The sequence below is a fragment of the Paraburkholderia sp. SOS3 genome, assembly GCF_001922345.1.
Taxonomy (GTDB): Bacteria; Pseudomonadota; Gammaproteobacteria; order Burkholderiales; family Burkholderiaceae; genus Paraburkholderia.
Genome location: NZ_CP018812.1, coordinates 2,829,611 through 2,845,965, shown reverse-complemented (window position 1 = coordinate 2,845,965; position 16,355 = coordinate 2,829,611). Strand labels below are relative to the sequence as shown.

Annotated in this window: 14 protein-coding genes; 5 read left to right on the top strand and 9 right to left on the bottom strand. The window is 64.6% G+C overall.

Features of this window, described 5'->3' with window-relative positions:
- Positions 1-250: 250 nt before the first annotated feature.
- Positions 251-2,704 (top strand): glycogen/starch/alpha-glucan phosphorylase, encoded by a 2,454-nt coding sequence (locus BTO02_RS32680; RefSeq protein ID WP_075161087.1) that lies wholly within the window; start codon positions 251-253, stop codon positions 2,702-2,704.
- Between the two features lie 43 nt (positions 2,705-2,747).
- Here BTO02_RS32680 and BTO02_RS32675 read toward each other — a convergent pair whose 3' ends face one another.
- The 9 genes from BTO02_RS32675 to BTO02_RS32635 all read right to left on the bottom strand — a co-directional run bounded on the left by BTO02_RS32675 (position 2,748) and on the right by BTO02_RS32635 (position 11,580).
- Positions 2,748-3,818 (bottom strand): hypothetical protein, encoded by a 1,071-nt coding sequence (locus BTO02_RS32675; protein ID WP_075161086.1) that lies wholly within the window; start codon positions 3,816-3,818, stop codon positions 2,748-2,750.
- A gap of 153 nt (positions 3,819-3,971) precedes the next feature.
- Positions 3,972-4,304, bottom strand: coding sequence for a hypothetical protein (locus BTO02_RS32670; protein WP_075161085.1), 333 nt, complete (start codon positions 4,302-4,304; stop codon positions 3,972-3,974).
- 162 nt (positions 4,305-4,466) lie between these two features.
- On the bottom strand, positions 4,467-4,850 hold the full coding sequence (locus BTO02_RS32665) for a DUF6232 family protein (protein ID WP_075161084.1): 384 nt from the start codon (positions 4,848-4,850) through the stop codon (positions 4,467-4,469).
- 130 nt (positions 4,851-4,980) lie between these two features.
- Positions 4,981-5,889, bottom strand: coding sequence for an SMP-30/gluconolactonase/LRE family protein (locus tag BTO02_RS32660; protein ID WP_075161083.1), 909 nt, complete (start codon positions 5,887-5,889; stop codon positions 4,981-4,983).
- A gap of 48 nt (positions 5,890-5,937) precedes the next feature.
- Positions 5,938-6,729, bottom strand: coding sequence for an FCD domain-containing protein (locus BTO02_RS32655; RefSeq protein WP_075161082.1), 792 nt, complete (start codon positions 6,727-6,729; stop codon positions 5,938-5,940).
- Between the two features lie 35 nt (positions 6,730-6,764).
- The gene (locus BTO02_RS32650) at positions 6,765-7,715 is read right to left on the bottom strand and encodes a 3-hydroxyacyl-CoA dehydrogenase (protein WP_075161081.1); all 951 of its coding nucleotides are present in this window, start codon (positions 7,713-7,715) and stop codon (positions 6,765-6,767) included.
- Between the two features lie 21 nt (positions 7,716-7,736).
- Entirely contained in the window at positions 7,737-8,789 is a 1,053-nt protein-coding gene (locus tag BTO02_RS32645; protein WP_075161080.1) for an ABC transporter permease, read from the bottom strand.
- Positions 8,786-10,327, bottom strand: a complete 1,542-nt coding sequence (locus BTO02_RS32640; RefSeq protein ID WP_075161079.1) for a sugar ABC transporter ATP-binding protein — start codon at positions 10,325-10,327, stop codon at positions 8,786-8,788. Before BTO02_RS32640 ends, BTO02_RS32645 begins: the two co-directional genes overlap by 4 nt.
- Before the next feature lie 2 nt (positions 10,328-10,329).
- Positions 10,330-11,580 carry an ABC transporter substrate-binding protein gene (locus tag BTO02_RS32635; RefSeq protein WP_075161078.1) on the bottom strand — a complete coding sequence of 417 codons (1,251 nt, stop codon included), beginning with the start codon at positions 11,578-11,580 and terminating at the stop codon, positions 10,330-10,332.
- Positions 11,581-12,019: 439 nt separating this feature from the next.
- Between BTO02_RS32635 and BTO02_RS32630 the strand changes: the two genes are divergently transcribed.
- The 4 genes from BTO02_RS32630 (at position 12,020) to BTO02_RS32615 (ending at position 16,336) form a co-directional block, all read left to right on the top strand.
- Positions 12,020-13,498, top strand: coding sequence for a sugar ABC transporter ATP-binding protein (locus tag BTO02_RS32630; protein WP_075161077.1), 1,479 nt, complete (start codon positions 12,020-12,022; stop codon positions 13,496-13,498).
- Entirely contained in the window at positions 13,495-14,484 is a 990-nt protein-coding gene (locus tag BTO02_RS32625) for an ABC transporter permease (RefSeq protein WP_075161076.1), read from the top strand. Before BTO02_RS32630 ends, BTO02_RS32625 begins: the two co-directional genes overlap by 4 nt.
- Positions 14,485-14,562: 78 nt before the next feature.
- A complete protein-coding gene (locus BTO02_RS32620) occupies positions 14,563-15,540 on the top strand; it encodes a substrate-binding domain-containing protein (protein ID WP_075161075.1) in 978 nt (325 codons plus the stop codon).
- 28 nt (positions 15,541-15,568) lie between these two features.
- A complete protein-coding gene (locus BTO02_RS32615) occupies positions 15,569-16,336 on the top strand; it encodes a GolD/DthD family dehydrogenase (protein WP_075161074.1) in 768 nt (255 codons plus the stop codon).
- Positions 16,337-16,355: the final 19 nt, after the last annotated feature.

Genomic DNA, 16,355 nt, shown 5'->3' with positions numbered 1-16,355 from the left:
GCCGTGGCCGTGCCTGCAACCCTGGTGACAGGCATGCGGGCCTCGCGTTAGGCGCGGGCAGCCGCGAGCCGGCGCGTTCGACGTTCGTGCGGGCGGGGCATGTACCTTGCGTGGCACTGCCGTCGCGGATGACGGGACACGACAAATGTCCTAATCTGCTTATTTATCCACCAGACCGGCTCGCGCCGCCTGTGCCTTATCGCTTGCGTGCGGTTCAGGTGCGTGCCGCGTCGCTTTACCGGAGGCCTCGATGACAGCGGTGGATCTGGAATTCGACCAGCTCAACAGCACCGTCGATGCGCTGCGGCGCTCGATTTCGAATCGCATGATGTACGGCGTCGGCAAGGATGCCGTCACCGCCCGCCCGCAAGACTGGCTGCACGCTGCCGCGCTTACCGTGCGCGACCGGCTCGTCGCGCGCTGGATGAAAACGACGCGCGAGCAATACGAGCAGGACGTCAAGCGCGTCTATTACCTGTCGATGGAATTTCTGATCGGCCGCACGTTTACGAACGCGCTGCTCGCGCTCGGCATCTACGACCAGATGAAGGAGGCGCTGGCGAGCCTCGGCGTCGATATGGAAACGCTGACCGATCTCGAGCCCGACGCGGCGCTCGGCAACGGCGGCCTTGGCCGACTCGCCGCGTGCTTTCTCGATTCGATGGCCACGCTCGGCATTCCGGGCTTCGGCTACGGCATCCGCTACGAGTACGGGATGTTCCGCCAGCAGATCGTGGATGGCGAGCAGGTCGAAACACCGGACTACTGGCTGCGCGCCGGCAATCCGTGGGAATTTCCGCGACCGGAGGTGCAGTACATCGTGCATTTCGGCGGCCGCACCGTGCAGCGTAACGACCATATCGAATGGATCGAAACCCAGCACGTCAACGCGATGGCATACGACACGGTCATTCCCGGTTTTGCGACGAGCGCAACGAACACGCTGCGCCTGTGGTCCGCGCGCGCGACCGAAGAACTCGATCTGTCCGCGTTCAACCAGGGCGACTACCGCCGCGCGGTCGACGCGAAAAATATGTCGGAGAACGTATCGCGTCTGCTGTATCCGGACGATTCGACTTCAGCCGGACGCGAGCTGCGGCTCAGGCAGGAGTACTTCTTCGTCTCGGCGACGATGCAGGATCTGATTCGCCGCTATCTGCGCACGCACAGCACGTTCGGCCGCTTCGCGGAGAAGGTCGCGGTGCATCTGAACGATACGCATCCGGTGCTTGCGATTCCGGAATTGATGCGGCTGCTGGTCGACGTGCATCGCGTGCCTTGGGACAAGGCGTGGAAAGACGTGCAACAGGTGTTTTCGTACACGAATCACACGCTGATGCCCGAAGCGCTCGAAACCTGGGACGTCGAAACGCTCGCGCGTCTGTTGCCGCGTCACCTCGAAATCATCTTCGAGATCAATGCGGAGTTTCTGAAGCGTGTCAGCGAGCATTCGGGCCATGACGTCGATATGATCCGCCGCATTTCGCTCGTCGACGAATATGGGCAGCGGCGCGTGCGGATGGCGCATCTGGCGATCGTCGCGAGCCAGAAGGTGAATGGCGTATCGAAGCTGCACTCGCAACTGATGACGCGCGATATCTTCGCCGACTTCGCGCGCATGTTCCCCGAGCGATTTACGAACGTGACGAACGGCGTGACGCCGCGGCGTTGGCTTGCGCAGGCGAGCCCGTCGATGTCGTCGCTGATCGACCAGCAGATCGGCGCGCACTGGCGCCGCGATCTGTTCGAGCTGTCGAAGCTGCGCGAGCTGAAAAACGACCCTGCGTTCGTCGATGCGTTCCGCGAAGCAAAGCGGCAGAACAAGCAGCGTCTCGTGCAGCGCCTGTCCGAACATACGAAGATCGGCTTCGATCCGGACGCGCTATTCGATCTGCAGGTCAAGCGCATTCACGAATACAAGCGGCAGTTGCTGAACGTGCTGCATGTGATCGTGCGTTACAACCGGATTCTCGCGGAGCCGCAGCGCGATTGGGTGCCGCGCGTCGTGATGTTCGCGGGCAAAGCCGCATCCGCGTACCGCATGGCGAAGACCATCATCAAGCTGATCGGCGACGTCGGCGCGAAGGTGAACAACGATCCGGTCGTCGGCGACCGTCTGAAGGTGGTGTTCGTGCCGAACTACGGCGTGAGCGTCGCCGAGCTGATCATTCCGGCCGCCGACCTGTCCGAGCAGATTTCGATGGCGGGCACCGAGGCGTCGGGCACCGGCAACATGAAGCTCGCGTTGAACGGCGCGCTGACGATCGGCACGCTCGATGGCGCGAACATCGAAATCTGCGACGCGGTGGGACGCGAGAACATTTTTATTTTCGGCCACACGGCCGACGAAGTGGACAACCTGCGCGCGACCGGTTACAGGCCGCGTCAGTTGTACGAAGACGACCCCGAACTGCGCATGGCGCTCGACCAGATCCGCACCGGGTTTTTCTCGCCCGACGACCCGCTGCGGTTTTCGGACATCTTCCACACGCTGGTCGACTGGGGCGACCACTATATGGTGCTCGCCGATTTCGCGGCGTTTGCGAAAGCGCAGGATGAAGTCGACCGGCGCTTCGTCGATACACGCGGCTGGGCCGCGAGTGCGATCGAAAACGTGGCCGGCATGGGGCAGTTTTCGTCGGATCGCACGATTGCCGAATACGCGCGCGATATCTGGCAGGTGAAACCGCTCGACATGGAGTGAGTCGAGCGTGCGGGCTGCGGTGTGGCGCAGCCCGCAGTCGCGCTTAGCCGTCGATCGTCTCGGCGTCGCGCGCCGCGCGCACGCCAAGCTGTCCGTTTCTGAAGTCGAACAGCAGATCGATGTTCTGCAACGCCATCAACCCGATCACGATCCGGTTCGCGCCGGCCTGCGTCTTCGCGATGGCGACCTGTGCGCCTTCGAAGCGATGTGCCCAAGGCCCGACGCCGAGCGCGACGTCATAGTTGCCCTGCTTGAGCACGGTATTTTCATCGCCGTCGCCGACCCACGCGGGTGCCTTGTCGGTTTCGATACGGATCATGCCGCTGCCGCCCGTCGCGAACACGACGGGCGCGCAAAAGCGCATCTTGTCGGCGACCTGCACGCATCCGGCCGGCCATTGCAGCGCGCCGTCCGGTGCCGCATGCAGCGGCAGCAGCGTAAAGCCGTTCGCAACCGCATTCGACGGACTCAATACCAGAAACGGCCGTGCAAGATCGGCATGCACGAGGTACCGCTCGCCGATTCGCGCGGGCAGTGAACGTAATGGCTGTGCGCAGCACGTGTCGTTCGGCGCATCGGCCGCGGCGCCGAGAATGCCTGAAAACGCCCAGCCGAATTCGCCCGTGTAGCCGTCCATCGCGACGCAGCGTTTTACGCCGGGCATACAGCGCACATCGTCGACCGATTGCGCCGCGATCTCGACAGGCTTCGTACCCGCCATGCTGAACGGCACGTCCACCACGGGTCCGGAGGCTTGCGCGCCGGTCGGAAACGTCAGCGTCGTTCGCATGCCGGCGGCGGCGTAGCTCGTGCGCGGCAGCGCCGAAGAGAGCACTCGCACGCCACGCGTGCCCGTATCGAACATCAGGTAGACCGGTTTGCCGTCGATCACCGTGGGCAGGCCAAGCCGGGCGTGGCCGAGGTCGCTGCGTTCCACATGCAGCGGAACCAGCAGGCCGTCGCGGCCCTCGTTGATGAGACCCGCGGTGGAAGCGGGCGGTGTCGGCGCCGTGATCGACGTGCCGCAGCCGGCAACCCATAGCGCCGAAACCAGGACGGCGACGCATGCGCCGGTGCGCGACACGGCGCGGCGCGTCAAAGAGAAGAGCGTCATAAGACACACCTTGCGGTTGCGCGTGTCCCAATGACGACCCCCATCCCGCGAATGCACGCGGCAGAGATGGAGTGGCCGCAGCCGGGAACGCGGGTGACAAAAACCGCAAACTCTACGCGCGCGCGGTGGCGACTCTGCAAAAATCTGTGAAAGCTAGACGTCCTGAAGACGTTTGATCGCCGTTGCCCTGACGCGGCCGACCGTGGCTCGCTCGAGGCCGCCGGTCAGTGCGGCGATCACTTCGTCGACGCTGCGCGACATCACTTCGACGCGGAACGTGATGCGCTCATGACGTTTGTCGATGGTCATCACGTAGAGCCGCAGATCGGTGCCGAGGGCGGTATGCAGCGCACGCCGGCCGACCGAAGACGAAGTGCCGGGCACCGTGATGTCGATGGTGACAAACGAGGAAGACAACTGAGGGGCGGCTGCCGCGCGAAACGCGCGCGGCGCGGGACGTTCGCGGGCGGTTGAAGGTTCGTGCATCTTCGAAGTGCCGACGCGAGCGGGGACGGCACGGCTGTTATGACCTGTTCACTGTAACCTCGCACGCCTTAAACGAGTGCAAAAGCGCGCCGAAGGTGCGTTAATTTTTTATTAACGCATTGGCTATTGCGGACTTGTTCGCCCGGCTTCCATCAGCTTCCTTCAGCTTACCGGCGTGGCCGCCAGCGCGTCTCGAACCGTTTGCGCGACGCGCTCGACGAAGTCGAGATCGAGGCTCGACAGCGCCTCGCGTTCGCCTTCGCTGGACTGCACGATGAGCCGGTGCGTGACATCCTGGCTGATCCACGTGAGCCAGCCGACCACGACGAGCATCGCGCCGCACACGATTCCGGCCGGCGACCGGAACGCGCCGCCGACCACCGCGCCGGCCGCACCCGCCACCGAGATGACGATCGGCAGCAACCGGTTGCGCGGCACGGTGACGACGCGCACGCCGCCGATGTCCCGCAGTGGGAAGACCTGGCCGGCGGCGGACAGGGCGTTGCGCGTGACCGAGACACCGCGCTCGTTGAAGGGAAGATCCATCGGCAGGCCACACGAGTATGAAATATGTGTGAATTATGCCGCCGACCATCGACGAGGTTACGGATTTTTGCATGCGACCGGCGCGCGCACCCCGGCCCGCATGGTTCGTCGACCGCTCCGGCCTTCGTGGTCAGGGTGTCTGAATACCTCGCGTGTTGACGAAAACCGCATACAACGTCGAGGTCGCCGCGATGAACAGGCGATTCCGCTTGGGGCCGCCGAACGTCACGTTGGCCACGGTTTCGGGCGTGAGGATCTTGCCGATCAATTCGCCCGAGGCGTCGATGCAGTGCACGCCGTCGCCGGCGCTCACCCACAGGTTGCCGTCTTCGTCGAGTCTGAAGCCGTCGGGTATGCCGGGTTCGATCGTCGCAAACACGCGCCCGTTGGTCAGTTTCCCGCCATCCGTCACATCGAACACACGTATATGATGAGGCGCGTCCGGTGCATGCGAGCGGCCGGAATCCGCGATGAACAACTGCCGTTCGTCGGCCGAGAACGCAAGCCCGTTGGGTTTGACGAAGTCGTCGGCGACCACGGTGATTTCGCCTGTTTGCGGATCGCAGCGATACACATGGCATCCGCCGATCTCGCTCTCGGCCTTGTACCCTTCGTAGTCGGTCAGAATGCCGTAGGGCGGATCCGTGAACCAGACCGTACCGTCGGATCTGATCACGACATCGTTCGGCGAATTGAGGCGCTTGCCGCCCACGCGCTCGGCAAGCACCGTGATCGTGCCGTCCGGCTCGGTGCGTGTAACGCGCCGGTTGCCGTGCTCGCAGCTGACGAGCCGCCCCTGGCGGTCGCGCGTGTTGCCGTTAGAAAAGCCCGACGGATAGCGGAATACGCTGACCTGCCCGGTCTCTTCTTCCCAGCGCAACATCCGGTTGTTCGGAATGTCGCTCAGCAACAGATAGCGGCCGTCGGCGAAGTACACCGGACCTTCGGCCCAACGCATGCCCGTGTGTAGCGTCTCCAGTGTGCATACCGGAATGATGTACCGCATGAAGCGCGGATCGATCGCTTCGAAATACGCCATGATGCGTCTCCGTTGTTATGACTTCGGCCATGCCGGCCGCTCTGCCTGCTAATTGGTTTTTTTGCGCGGCTTCTCCGCCGCCTGCGACGCATCTGCCGCGGCGTCCGGCGGATGCCGCGCTGGCTTGCCCCGCACGTCCCAATAAAAACTCTCGACATTGGTCAGATGCGTGCGCATGACCTGCTCGGCGCGGTCCGGATCGCGCGCGGCGATTGCGTCGAAAATTCGCGTGTGACAGTCGATCGCCGCATGGAGCGCATCGTGATGCTGCAATGACGTATAGCGCTGATTCTGCAGCACGCTCAGCACACTGCGATACAACGCGTCGATCAGCGGATTGTGCGCAAGGCTCGCGATGCCGAAATGAAATGCGTCGTCGGTTCTCGCGAACGTCTCCATGTTGCCCGCGCTCGCTTCATTGTCGCGCAGCAGCTGTTCGAGACGCTTGAGGTCGTCGGCCGAGGTCCACCGGCATGCCTCGCGCGCGAGCGCCACCTCGGTGAAAAGCCGCGTTTGCTGAAACTGCTGCATGCCGCGAGGCGTCGATGCGAATAGCAGCGCCGCTCCCGACAGATGCTCGAGCAGTTCGCTCGGGTCGGGTTCCACGACGCGTGCGCGCTCGCCTGCGCTCACCGAAATCAACCCCTTCTTGTTCAGCCATAACAGCGCTTCGCGCACCGCCGGACGGCCGACGCCGAAGCGTTCCATCAATTCGCGTTCGGAAGGCAGCGGATCGCCCACGCCGACTTCTCCCGACAGGATCATCGCTTCCAGATGCTGGGCGACCTGATCGAACAGGCGCTGGCGTTTGATCGGGAAAGTGGAGGGGGGCGTGGACATAAAAGGCTCGTGATGGCGACGATAAACTTACTATGCTACACGCTCCCTTCAGCACCGAGTACGCGCCGCTTGGCGGCGACGAGCGCGGCGAGGCATCGGTCCCGCCATGCGCGGCGCGCGGGCAATGCATCGGCCGGCGTCAGCACGCGGCGCTGCTGCTCGATGGCGGCGACGAGCTGCGGCCCCCATTCGCGCGGGTCCGCCTGCTCTTTCGCGAGGCCGTAATACATCGGTCCGAGATTGCGGCAGTATTCGGCCACGCCCTGCTGCGCGTTCAGATCGATGGTCTCGAACGGCCCCATGAAAAACCAGCGCAAGCCGAGGCCGTCGGCCACCGCCTTGTCGACATCGGCCACGCTCAGCACGCCGTCTTCGACGAGCCGGAACGCCTCGCCGAGCAGCGCGCTTTGCAGCCGGTTCACGACGAAACCGTTGACCTCGCGGGACAGACGGATCGGCGCCTGGCCGACCTGCTCCATCAGTTTCGCGGCGCGCTCGAGCACCGCCGGATCGGTCCACGGCGTCGGCACCAGCTCGACGAGCGGAATCAGATGCGGCGGATTGATCGGGTGCACGACGAGGCAGCGCGCGCGTGTCGCGAGATGATTGGTGAACGACGACGCCGGTAAGCCGGACGTCGAACTCGCGAGCACGACATCGGGCGCGGCAAGCGTATCGAGCCGCTGATACAGCTCGCGTTTGATCTGCAGGCGCTCCGGCGCGCTTTCCTGAACATAGTCGGCGTTGGCGAGCGCCTCTTCGAGCGTCGCGCATGGATGGAGCCTTGCGCAGACCGTATCGGCGCTCTCGCTGCCGCCGAGCCCCTGTTTCGCGAGACTGCCGATCGATTCGCGCACGAACGCGAGCGTCTGCTGCACGGCCCCTGGCGTCGCGTCCCACACGGCAACGTCGAAACCGGCGCGCGAGAAAACGAGGGCCCACGACGAGCCGACCACGCCACATCCAATCACCGCAACCCGAGTCATAAACGATCCACTCCAGAAAGATTAGCCGGCCGCGTTCACGGCCGCTTTGCGGCGACGGATCGCCGCGTACACGGACAAGGCGACCGCTACGATCAGAATGCCGCCGTTGAAGAAATATTCGACATAGAACGGTGCGCCCAGCTGCTGTACGCCCGAGAACGAGAACGCGACGATCAGGATCGCGAGCAGCGTGCCGCCGACGTTGACGCGCCCTGGCCGGATCGACGTGGCGCCAAGCAGCGAGCCCGCAAAAGCCGGCAGCAGATATTCGGCGCCGACCGAGGGCGTGCCCGAACGCAGAATGCTGCCGAGCAGGACGCCCGCGATGGCGCATAACAGCCCCGACGCGGCGAACGCGCCGCAGATGTAGCTGCCGGTGCGCAGGCCGGACAGTTCGGCCGCGCGCGCGTTCGAACCGATCACATAAAGACTGCGTCCGACCGGCAGCCGCTCGAGCACGATCCACAGCACGATCGCGACGACCGCCACGTAGACCGCGGGCAGTGGCACGTAGCCGAGCACCTGGGACAGGTTCGAAAAGCCGTCGGGCAGGTTGAAGCCGGCGATCTGCTGGCCGCCCGTGTACCAGTTCGACACGCCGTAGAGCAGCGAACCCATGCCCATCGTCGCAATGAACGAGTCGATCTTGAAGCGCGTGACCAGAATGCCGTTGATCAAACCGACTAACGCGCCGATCGCGATGACGAGCGCGGCGGCAACGGGCCACGAGAGCCCGCTGTTGACCTGAAAGCCGATCACGAGCACCTGCGCCATGCCGACGTGATATCCGACCGACAGATCGAAGCGCCCGGTGGCGAGCGGCAGCATCACGGCGAACGCGAGCAGCGCAGTCACCGACTGGCTCGTCAGCAGATTGCCGATGTTTCCGCTGCTCAGAAACGTGTCCGGCCGCAGCGCGGAGAACACGATCAGAACGAGCGCGAACACGAAAATCAGCCCGTAGTTCGCGAACAGTTCGACCGCGCGTTTCGCGGCAGTGGGCGGCGGCCTGCGCGGCGCCGTCGGCCCGCTTGCCCTGCTCGATTCGACGCCATTTCCGCTGGTGCTATTCATACGTTATCCGAAAGGTAGGTCGCGTCTTGCGCGCCGGACCGGCGCTCGCCAAGGGACGAGCGCGCGATCAGCGCATCCATCGTCATTGCATGGCCGGCGAGTTCCGCGGCGACGCGGCCGCGGTCGATCACGAGGGCGCGGTCGCAGACGGCCGCGACTTCTTCGAGGTCCGACGACACGACGATCACGGCCGCGCCGTCGGCCGCCGCCTTGCGCAGCATCTGGTGAATCGACAGCTTGGCGCCGATGTCGACGCCCGCGGTGGGTTCCTCGAGAATCACCACGCGCGCACGCGCTTCGAGCCAGCGTGCGAGACATACCTTCTGCTGGTTGCCGCCGCTGAGCCAGTCGATCAGCGAGCCCGGATTGCGCGGGCGCACGTCGAACTGCTCGAGACGCGCATGCACGGTCTTGCGCTCGGTCGCAGTGGCGCGCGGCTGCCAGAGACCGCGCGCGGTGATGAGCGGATTGGGAAACAGGTTTTCGGCGAGCGTCATGCCGGGAAACGTGCTCTCGCGCATGCGGTCGCCGGCGAGCAGCACGATACCCGCGCGGATGCGCGCGCCGATGCCGTCGGTACGCGGCAGGGCGCGGCCATCGAGCACGATGCGCCCCGCATCGGCCGTCAGCGCGCCGAAGATCGCACGGCCCGCGGCTTCCTGTCCGCCGCCGCGCAAGCCGACGAGGCCCAGCACTTCGCCCGGGCTCGCTTCGAACGACAGCGGCCCGCGGCCTTCGACCACGAGATCCTCCACGCGTAGCGCGGCAGGCTGCCTCGCTGCATCGTGACGCGCGATCTCGACGCTTTCGAGCGGCCGGCCGAGCATCTGCGCGATCAGCCGTTCCGGATTCGTCGCGCGGATCTCCGCCGTATGCACGTGGCGGCCGTCGCGAAACACGGTCACGCGGTCTGCGAGGCCGAACAGCTCGTTGAGCCGATGCGAGACGTAGATGATGCTGGTGCCCGCGTCGCGCAGACGGCGGATCGCCTCGAAGAGCCGTTGCGCATCGGCTTCGGGCAGGGCGGCGGTCGGCTCGTCGAGCACGAGCGCGCGCGGCTTGCCCGCGAGGCTGCGCACGATGCCGAGGATCGCCTTCTCGGACAGGCTCAGCGTGACGACGAGGCGTTCGGGATCGGGCGGTTCGACGTCCATCGCCGCGTAGAGCGGCGCGACCTGACGCATCACTGCCTGCCAGTCGATGAGCCCGCGCTTGCGCGGGTAGCCCGCGATCAGCGCAATATTTTCGCCGACGCTCAGATCGTCGACGAGTGCGAGATCCTGGTGAACGAAGGCGAGCGGCAAGGCATCGACGGCCGGGTCGGCGACCTGGCCGTCGAGCCGTATCTCGCCGCCGTCTGCCTGATAGACGCCCGCGAGAATCTTGATGAAGGTCGATTTGCCGGCACCGTTTTCACCGATCAGCGCATGAATCTCGCCGGCGCGTAACTCGAACGACGCGGCGTCGAGCGCAAGCGCACCGAAGAAGCGCTTGGTGATGCTGCGCGCCTCGAGCAGCGGCACGGTGCCGGCTGTCATCGTCAGCCTCCGCTCTTGCCGCCGCAAGCCGTGTTGGTGCCGCGCCAGATGTTCTGGTAATGGCACGCGAAGCCGTTGCTCGGGATGAACTCGTTGTTCTTGCCGCCTTCCGCATCGGCGTTTTCTTTCGTGACGAGATAGGTCGGCTGCACGAACTTCGACGGCGGTTCGCCGGCCATCGCGCGCACGATCGAATCCACCGCTTCGTAACCGAACAGCGTGCTCGGCTCCGGGACGGTCGCGACTTCGTATTCGCCTTTGCGGATCATGTCATAGGCGGACGGCGGCCCATCCGAGCCGACCAGATGCACTTCGTCGGGCTTCACGCCCGAAGCGCGCAACGCCGACGCGATGTACGGATAGAAATTGTCGCAGCAGGTCGTGCCCCACCAGCCCTTGCCCTGATTCGCGACGATGCCCGAGATGACCGCCGGAATCCGGCGCGTCTGATCGGCGATCGGGATGTTCACCATGTCGATGAACTTGCAGCCGCTGCATGCCTTGATTGGATCGGTCGCAGCCTCGGCCTTGAAACGCGCGATCGCAAAGCTGTTGTCGAGGAAGTGCAGGTCTTTGGCCGTACCGTTCGACTGGGCGATCACATAGGCCGCTTGCGTCTCGCCGATTTCAGCGGGATTCGACGAGATGTTGTTGTACAGGCCAAGCTTCGGATCCGGGCCCGGGAACGCGGTCGCGTGAATGCCGATCACCGGAATGTGCTGTGCGACCGCCTGCTTGATCGGACCTTGCAACGCGCTGGCGTCGGCGGACGTCACGATCGCGGCGGGCTTGCTCGCGACCGCCTGTTGCATCGCGGCGAGCGTGCCGGTCACGGTGCCCTGGCCGTTCAGCACGACGGCTTTCCAGCCCAGCGCCTTGGCCGCTTCGGTGACGCCGCGGCCCCAGTTCACGAACGACACGTACGACTGGTCCGCCGAGACGTAGACGATGGTCAGCGGCTGGGTCGATGCGCGCGGACCGCTGGTCGGACCTTTCCATTCGGTTTGCGCCTGCGTGCGTTCCTTGACGATGGCTTTCGCGTCGTCGACGGAAATCGTCTTGCGGATTTGCGGTTGCGGCCATGCGTCGTATGGCGTCGCGCGCGTTTGAGTTTGTGCGAACGCATGGCCGGCCGCCAGCAGTCCGCCGCAAAGGAACGCGAGCAGGGCGGCCCCGCGCCGCCTTCCGTCCCGCGTGATGAAGTTGCGGCCCGTTGCTGGGTACGGCCGCTCACCGTTGATATTCGACAGCATGACGTCTCCTCAGTGGGTCGCCATCACGGCGACGTTTATTTGACACTTCGCCCGCTTGGTAGCTGTTCAACCAGTATGACAAGTTGATATGTCGGTAGTCAGCGGTGTTTACCCGCATGGGGACAAACACGCGTGCGGTGTACTTGTCGATACCGCTTTATGCCTCATCAATGGATTCGCGCTGATCGATCATATGTTCGATATAGATCAAATTCTCATTGACTCGGCGTGTGAGGGGTGGCATTCCCGGCTGGCGTGAGCATCCCCTCAGCTCGCTTTTGTCGCGAAAAGCGGCGATAAGCGTCGTGTAATACTCGTTGAGACGACGGATTGCTGCGGGTTAACCATCTGTTGCAGAAGATTGACACCCTTTTCCCTGCCCTCTAGGATAGCGCTCGATTGATCAATTGTTCATTGATGAGCAAATGACGGAGGCAAGGTGAGCGATCTGCTACTCGAGGCGAGCGGTCTGAAAAAGTCGTTCGACGGCGTTCCCGCACTCGACGACGGTCGCTTGACCCTGCACCGCGGAAGTGTCCACGCGCTGTGCGGCGGCAACGGCGCCGGCAAGTCGACGTTTCTCAGCATCATCATGGGCATCCTCGAGCGCGATGCCGGCACGATTCTGCTCAACGGGCGCGAGGTTCACTTCCGTTCGCCGGCCGACGCGCTCGCCAACCGCATCGCGATCATCACGCAGGAGCTCACGCCGATCCGCGGCATGACCGTGGCCGAGAACCTCTATCTCGGACGCGAGCCGCGTCGCGCGGGCGTGCTCGTGAAATTCAACGCGCTCGCGCGCAAGGCGCAGCAACTGCTCGACCGGCTCGGCTTCGCGATCGATGCGCGCGCAACGGTCGACTCGCTGAGCCTCGCGCAAATCCAGCTCGTCGAGATCGCCAAGGCGTTCAGCCGCGAATGCGACGTGATGATCATGGACGAGCCGACTTCCGCGATCGGCGAATCGGAAACCGAGGTGCTGTTCAATGCCATTCGCAGCCTGACCGCGCAGGGCACCGGCATCATCTATGTGACGCATCGGCTTTCCGAGGTATTCCGGATTGCAGACCGATACACGGTGTTTCGCGACGGCCGCTTCGTCGATAGCGGCCGCATCGCCGATATCGACCGTTCGTATCTCGTCAGCACGATCGTCGGGCGGAAGCTGAATCAGAACGACAAGAAGCGCCGGCCCACTGGCCAAACCGTCCTCGAAACCGCTGGCCTCTCGCGCAATGCCGAGTTCGAGGATATTTCGCTGTCGGTCAGCGCCGGCGAAGTGCTCGGCATCTACGGATTGATGGGCTCGGGCCGCAGCGAATATCTGAACTGCGTCTACGGGCTCACGAACGCACAGGACGGCGAAGTGAAATTCAAGGGGCGCAGGCTTGCGCCGGGCAGCCCGCGCCAGGCGATCCGCGCCGGTCTCGCGCTCGTCACCGAGGACCGCAAGGAGACCGGCCTGATCCTGTCGTCGTCGGTGCGCGACAACATTTCGCTGTCCGCTTATCCGGCGCTGTCGCGCTTTTCGCTGATCGACGGGCGCAAGGTCAAGGCGCTCGTGCGCGCGATGATCGATCGCATGCGCATCAAGACTGCTTCGGCTTCGCTGCCGGTTTCGTCGATGAGCGGCGGCAACCAGCAGAAAGTCGTGCTGGCGCGCTGCCTGTCGACGAGCCCCGTTTGCCTGCTGTGCGACGAGCCGACGCGCGGCATCGACGAAGGCGCCAAGCGGGAGATCTACCAGTTGCTCGACGATTTCGTCACGCAGGGCGGCGCGGCCATTGTCGTGTCGTCCGAAGCTCAGGAGGTACTCGACGTCAGCGATCGCATCGCAATCTTCAAGTCCGGGCGGTTGGTCTCCGTGATCGACGGCCATCTCTCCAGCCAGGAAGACCTTCTGCACCTCGCGTCATGAATACACCACTCTCACCCTCGGTCAGCGTTCCCGCGCAGAAAAGCCGCGCCGCGCAGATGCATCAGCTTTACCAGCGTTACGGCATGCTCGCGGCGCTGGTGCTGCTGTGCATCGTGCTGTCTTTCGCGAACCAGTATTTCCTGACGTGGGGCAACATCGCCGACGTCCTCCGGCAGACCTCGATCAACGGGATTCTCGCAGTCGGCATGACCTACGTCGTGCTGACCGGCGGCATCGACCTGTCGGTCGGCTCGACGCTCGCGCTGGCGGGCATGGTCAGCGCGAGCGTCGTGACCGGCGCGCATCCGCACGGTGTCGCGCTGGGGCTGCTGGCGGGTCTGCTGGTCGGCGCGGCGGTCGGCGCGGTCAACGGCATCGTGGTCGCGCGGCTCGCCGTGCCGTCGTTCGTCGCGACGCTCGGCATGCTCAGCGTCGCGCGCGGTCTGACCTTCATCTACAACGACGGCATGCCGATCGCCGATCTGCCCGATGGCTTCCTGCGCACAGGCACAGGCAACTTCGCCGGCGTGCCGGTGCCGGTGATCGTGTTCGCGCTGGTGGTGCTGCTGTTCTGGTTCGTGCTGCGCTACACGACTTACGGCCGCTACGTCTATGCGGTCGGCGGCAACGCGAAGAGCGCGAAAACAAGCGGCATCAGCACCGGCAAGATCATTTTTTCGGTGTACGTGATCGGCGGGCTGCTGGCCGGGCTCGCCGGCATCGTGCTGGCCGCGCGCACCACGTCGGCCCTGCCGCAGGCGGGCCTGTCGTACGAGCTCGACGCGATCGCCGCCGTGGTGATCGGCGGCACGAGCCTGTCGGGCGGCTCGGGCTCGCTCGGCGGCACGGTGGTCGGCGCGCTGCTGATCGGCGTGATCAACAATGGTTTGAATCTGCTGGGCGTGTCGTCCTACTACCAGCAGGTCGTGAAGGGCGTGATCATCGTCGGCGCGGTTCTGCTCGATGTATCGCGCAAGAAGCAGTGACCTCCATCCAGGATCGGACTTAACAACAAACTCAGGAGACGATCAGTGAAGCTACGGAATCAGGCAGTGCTGGCGGCCATGCTCGCCGCGATGACGATCAGCGTCGCGCAGGCGGCGAAACCGGTTCGCATCGGCGTCATGCCGTATGGCCTCAAAGCCGAATTCATGCAGATGTGGACCAACGCCGTCAAGCAGGATCCGGCGGTCAAGAACGGCTCGGCGCAGATCGTCGTGTTCGACGGCAACTACGATGCGCTCACGCAAAGCAATCAGTTCGACACCATGATCACGCAGAAGTACGACGCGATCATCTTTGCGCCGATCGACAAGAATGCCGGCGCGGCCGCGGTCGCGAAGGCCGTGGCCGCCCATATTCCGGTGATCGGCTCGAACACGCACGTGTCCGGCGACCAGCTGACTTCGTACGTCGGCAACGACGACGTCGTCGCGGGCCGGCTCGAAGCCGAAGCGATCGTCAAGGCGATCGGCGGCAAAGGCAACGTCGTGATCATCGAGGGGCCGATCGGCCAGTCGGCGCAGATCGACCGCTCGAAGGGCATTGCCGAAGTGCTCGCGCAGCACAAGGACGTGAAGGTGCTCGAAAACAAGACCGCCAACTGGTCGCGCGCCGAGGCGCTCGCGCTCGTCGAGGACTGGCTGACGTCGCACCCTGGGCAGATCAACGGCGTCATCGCCGAAAACGACGAGGAAGCGCTCGGCGCGATCCAGGCGATGAAGTCGAAGGGGCTCGACCCGAAGAAGATTCCGGTGGCCGGCATCGACGGCATTGCCGACGGCATACAGGCGGCCAAGCGCGGCGAGATGACGACGTTCTTCCAGGACGCCAGGGCGCAATCGCAAGGTGCGCTCGATCTCGCGATGCGCGCGGTGGTCGGCCCGTCGTACAAGCCGCAGTCCGAAATCTGGACCGAGTACGGCGCGAAGATGCCGTGGAACGGCGGCACCAGCAAGGAGTACACGGTGCCGTGGACGCAGGTCACGCAAGCGAATGCGGACGCCATCCTCAAGAAGGTTCGCGAAGTCTCGCAACAGTAAGCCGTACGTCACCGACCGGAGCAGATTCATGGCGCAGCAAGCAGGCAAACTTTTCGATCTGAGCGGCCGCGTGGCGCTCGTCACCGGCGCGGCGAGCGGCATCGGCTTCGCGGCTGCCGAAAGCCTCGCGGCGGCGGGTGCGCGGCTCGCGCTGCTCGACATCAATCCGGCGGTGCGCGAGGTTGCCGCCGCGCTGCAAGGCGGCGAACGGGGCCACGTCGCCGTGGTGGCCGATCTCGTCGCGCCCGGCGCCGCCGAGGCGGCGGTGCGCGATGTCGTCGCCCGCTGCGGCCGGCTCGACATCCTTGTCAACAATGCCGGCGTCGCGTTGCTGGAACCGGCCGAGACGTTGAGCGAGGACGCCTGGGACCGCACCATGGCGCTGAATCTGAAGGCGCCGTTTCTGCTCGCGCAGGCAGCGGGCCGCGAGATGATCGGGCGCGGCTACGGACGCATCGTGAACCTCGCCTCGCAGGCGAGCGTAATCGCGCTCGAACGTCATGCCGCGTACTGCGCGAGCAAGGCGGCCATCGTCGGCATGACGAAGGTGCTCGCGCTCGAATGGGCGAAACACGGCGTCACGGTCAACGCTGTTTCGCCGACCGTGGTCGAAACCGAACTGGGCCGCAAAGCGTGGGCGGGCGCGGTCGGCGAAGCAATGAAGGCGAAGATTCCGGCCGGCCGCTTTGCCCGTCCCGACGAAATCGGCGCACTGATTCTTTATCTCGCGAGCGACGCCGCTGCGATGGTGAACGGCGAGAACATCGTGATCGACGGCGGCTATACCGCTCAATAGGCGGCGCAACGCGAAGCCG

Excerpts from the sequence above, each read along its gene's own strand:
- BTO02_RS32655 (WP_075161082.1), bottom strand. The coding sequence starts at position 6,729 with ATGTCCACGCCCCCCTCCACTTTCCCGATCAAACGCCAGCGCCTGTTC.
- BTO02_RS32670 (WP_075161085.1), bottom strand. The coding sequence starts at position 4,304 with ATGCACGAACCTTCAACCGCCCGCGAACGTCCCGCGCCGCGCGCGTTT.
- BTO02_RS32635 (WP_075161078.1), bottom strand. The coding sequence starts at position 11,580 with ATGCTGTCGAATATCAACGGTGAGCGGCCGTACCCAGCAACGGGCCGC.
- BTO02_RS32620 (WP_075161075.1), top strand. The coding sequence starts at position 14,563 with ATGCTCGCCGCGATGACGATCAGCGTCGCGCAGGCGGCGAAACCGGTT.
- BTO02_RS32650 (WP_075161081.1), bottom strand. The coding sequence starts at position 7,715 with ATGACTCGGGTTGCGGTGATTGGATGTGGCGTGGTCGGCTCGTCGTGG.
- BTO02_RS32640 (WP_075161079.1), bottom strand. The coding sequence starts at position 10,327 with ATGACAGCCGGCACCGTGCCGCTGCTCGAGGCGCGCAGCATCACCAAG.
- BTO02_RS32665 (WP_075161084.1), bottom strand. The coding sequence starts at position 4,850 with ATGGATCTTCCCTTCAACGAGCGCGGTGTCTCGGTCACGCGCAACGCC.
- BTO02_RS32675 (WP_075161086.1), bottom strand. The coding sequence starts at position 3,818 with ATGACGCTCTTCTCTTTGACGCGCCGCGCCGTGTCGCGCACCGGCGCA.
- BTO02_RS32645 (WP_075161080.1), bottom strand. The coding sequence starts at position 8,789 with ATGAATAGCACCAGCGGAAATGGCGTCGAATCGAGCAGGGCAAGCGGG.
- BTO02_RS32660 (WP_075161083.1), bottom strand. The coding sequence starts at position 5,889 with ATGGCGTATTTCGAAGCGATCGATCCGCGCTTCATGCGGTACATCATT.
- BTO02_RS32625 (WP_075161076.1), top strand. The coding sequence starts at position 13,495 with ATGAATACACCACTCTCACCCTCGGTCAGCGTTCCCGCGCAGAAAAGC.
- BTO02_RS32615 (WP_075161074.1), top strand. The coding sequence starts at position 15,569 with ATGGCGCAGCAAGCAGGCAAACTTTTCGATCTGAGCGGCCGCGTGGCG.
- BTO02_RS32680 (WP_075161087.1), top strand. The coding sequence starts at position 251 with ATGACAGCGGTGGATCTGGAATTCGACCAGCTCAACAGCACCGTCGAT.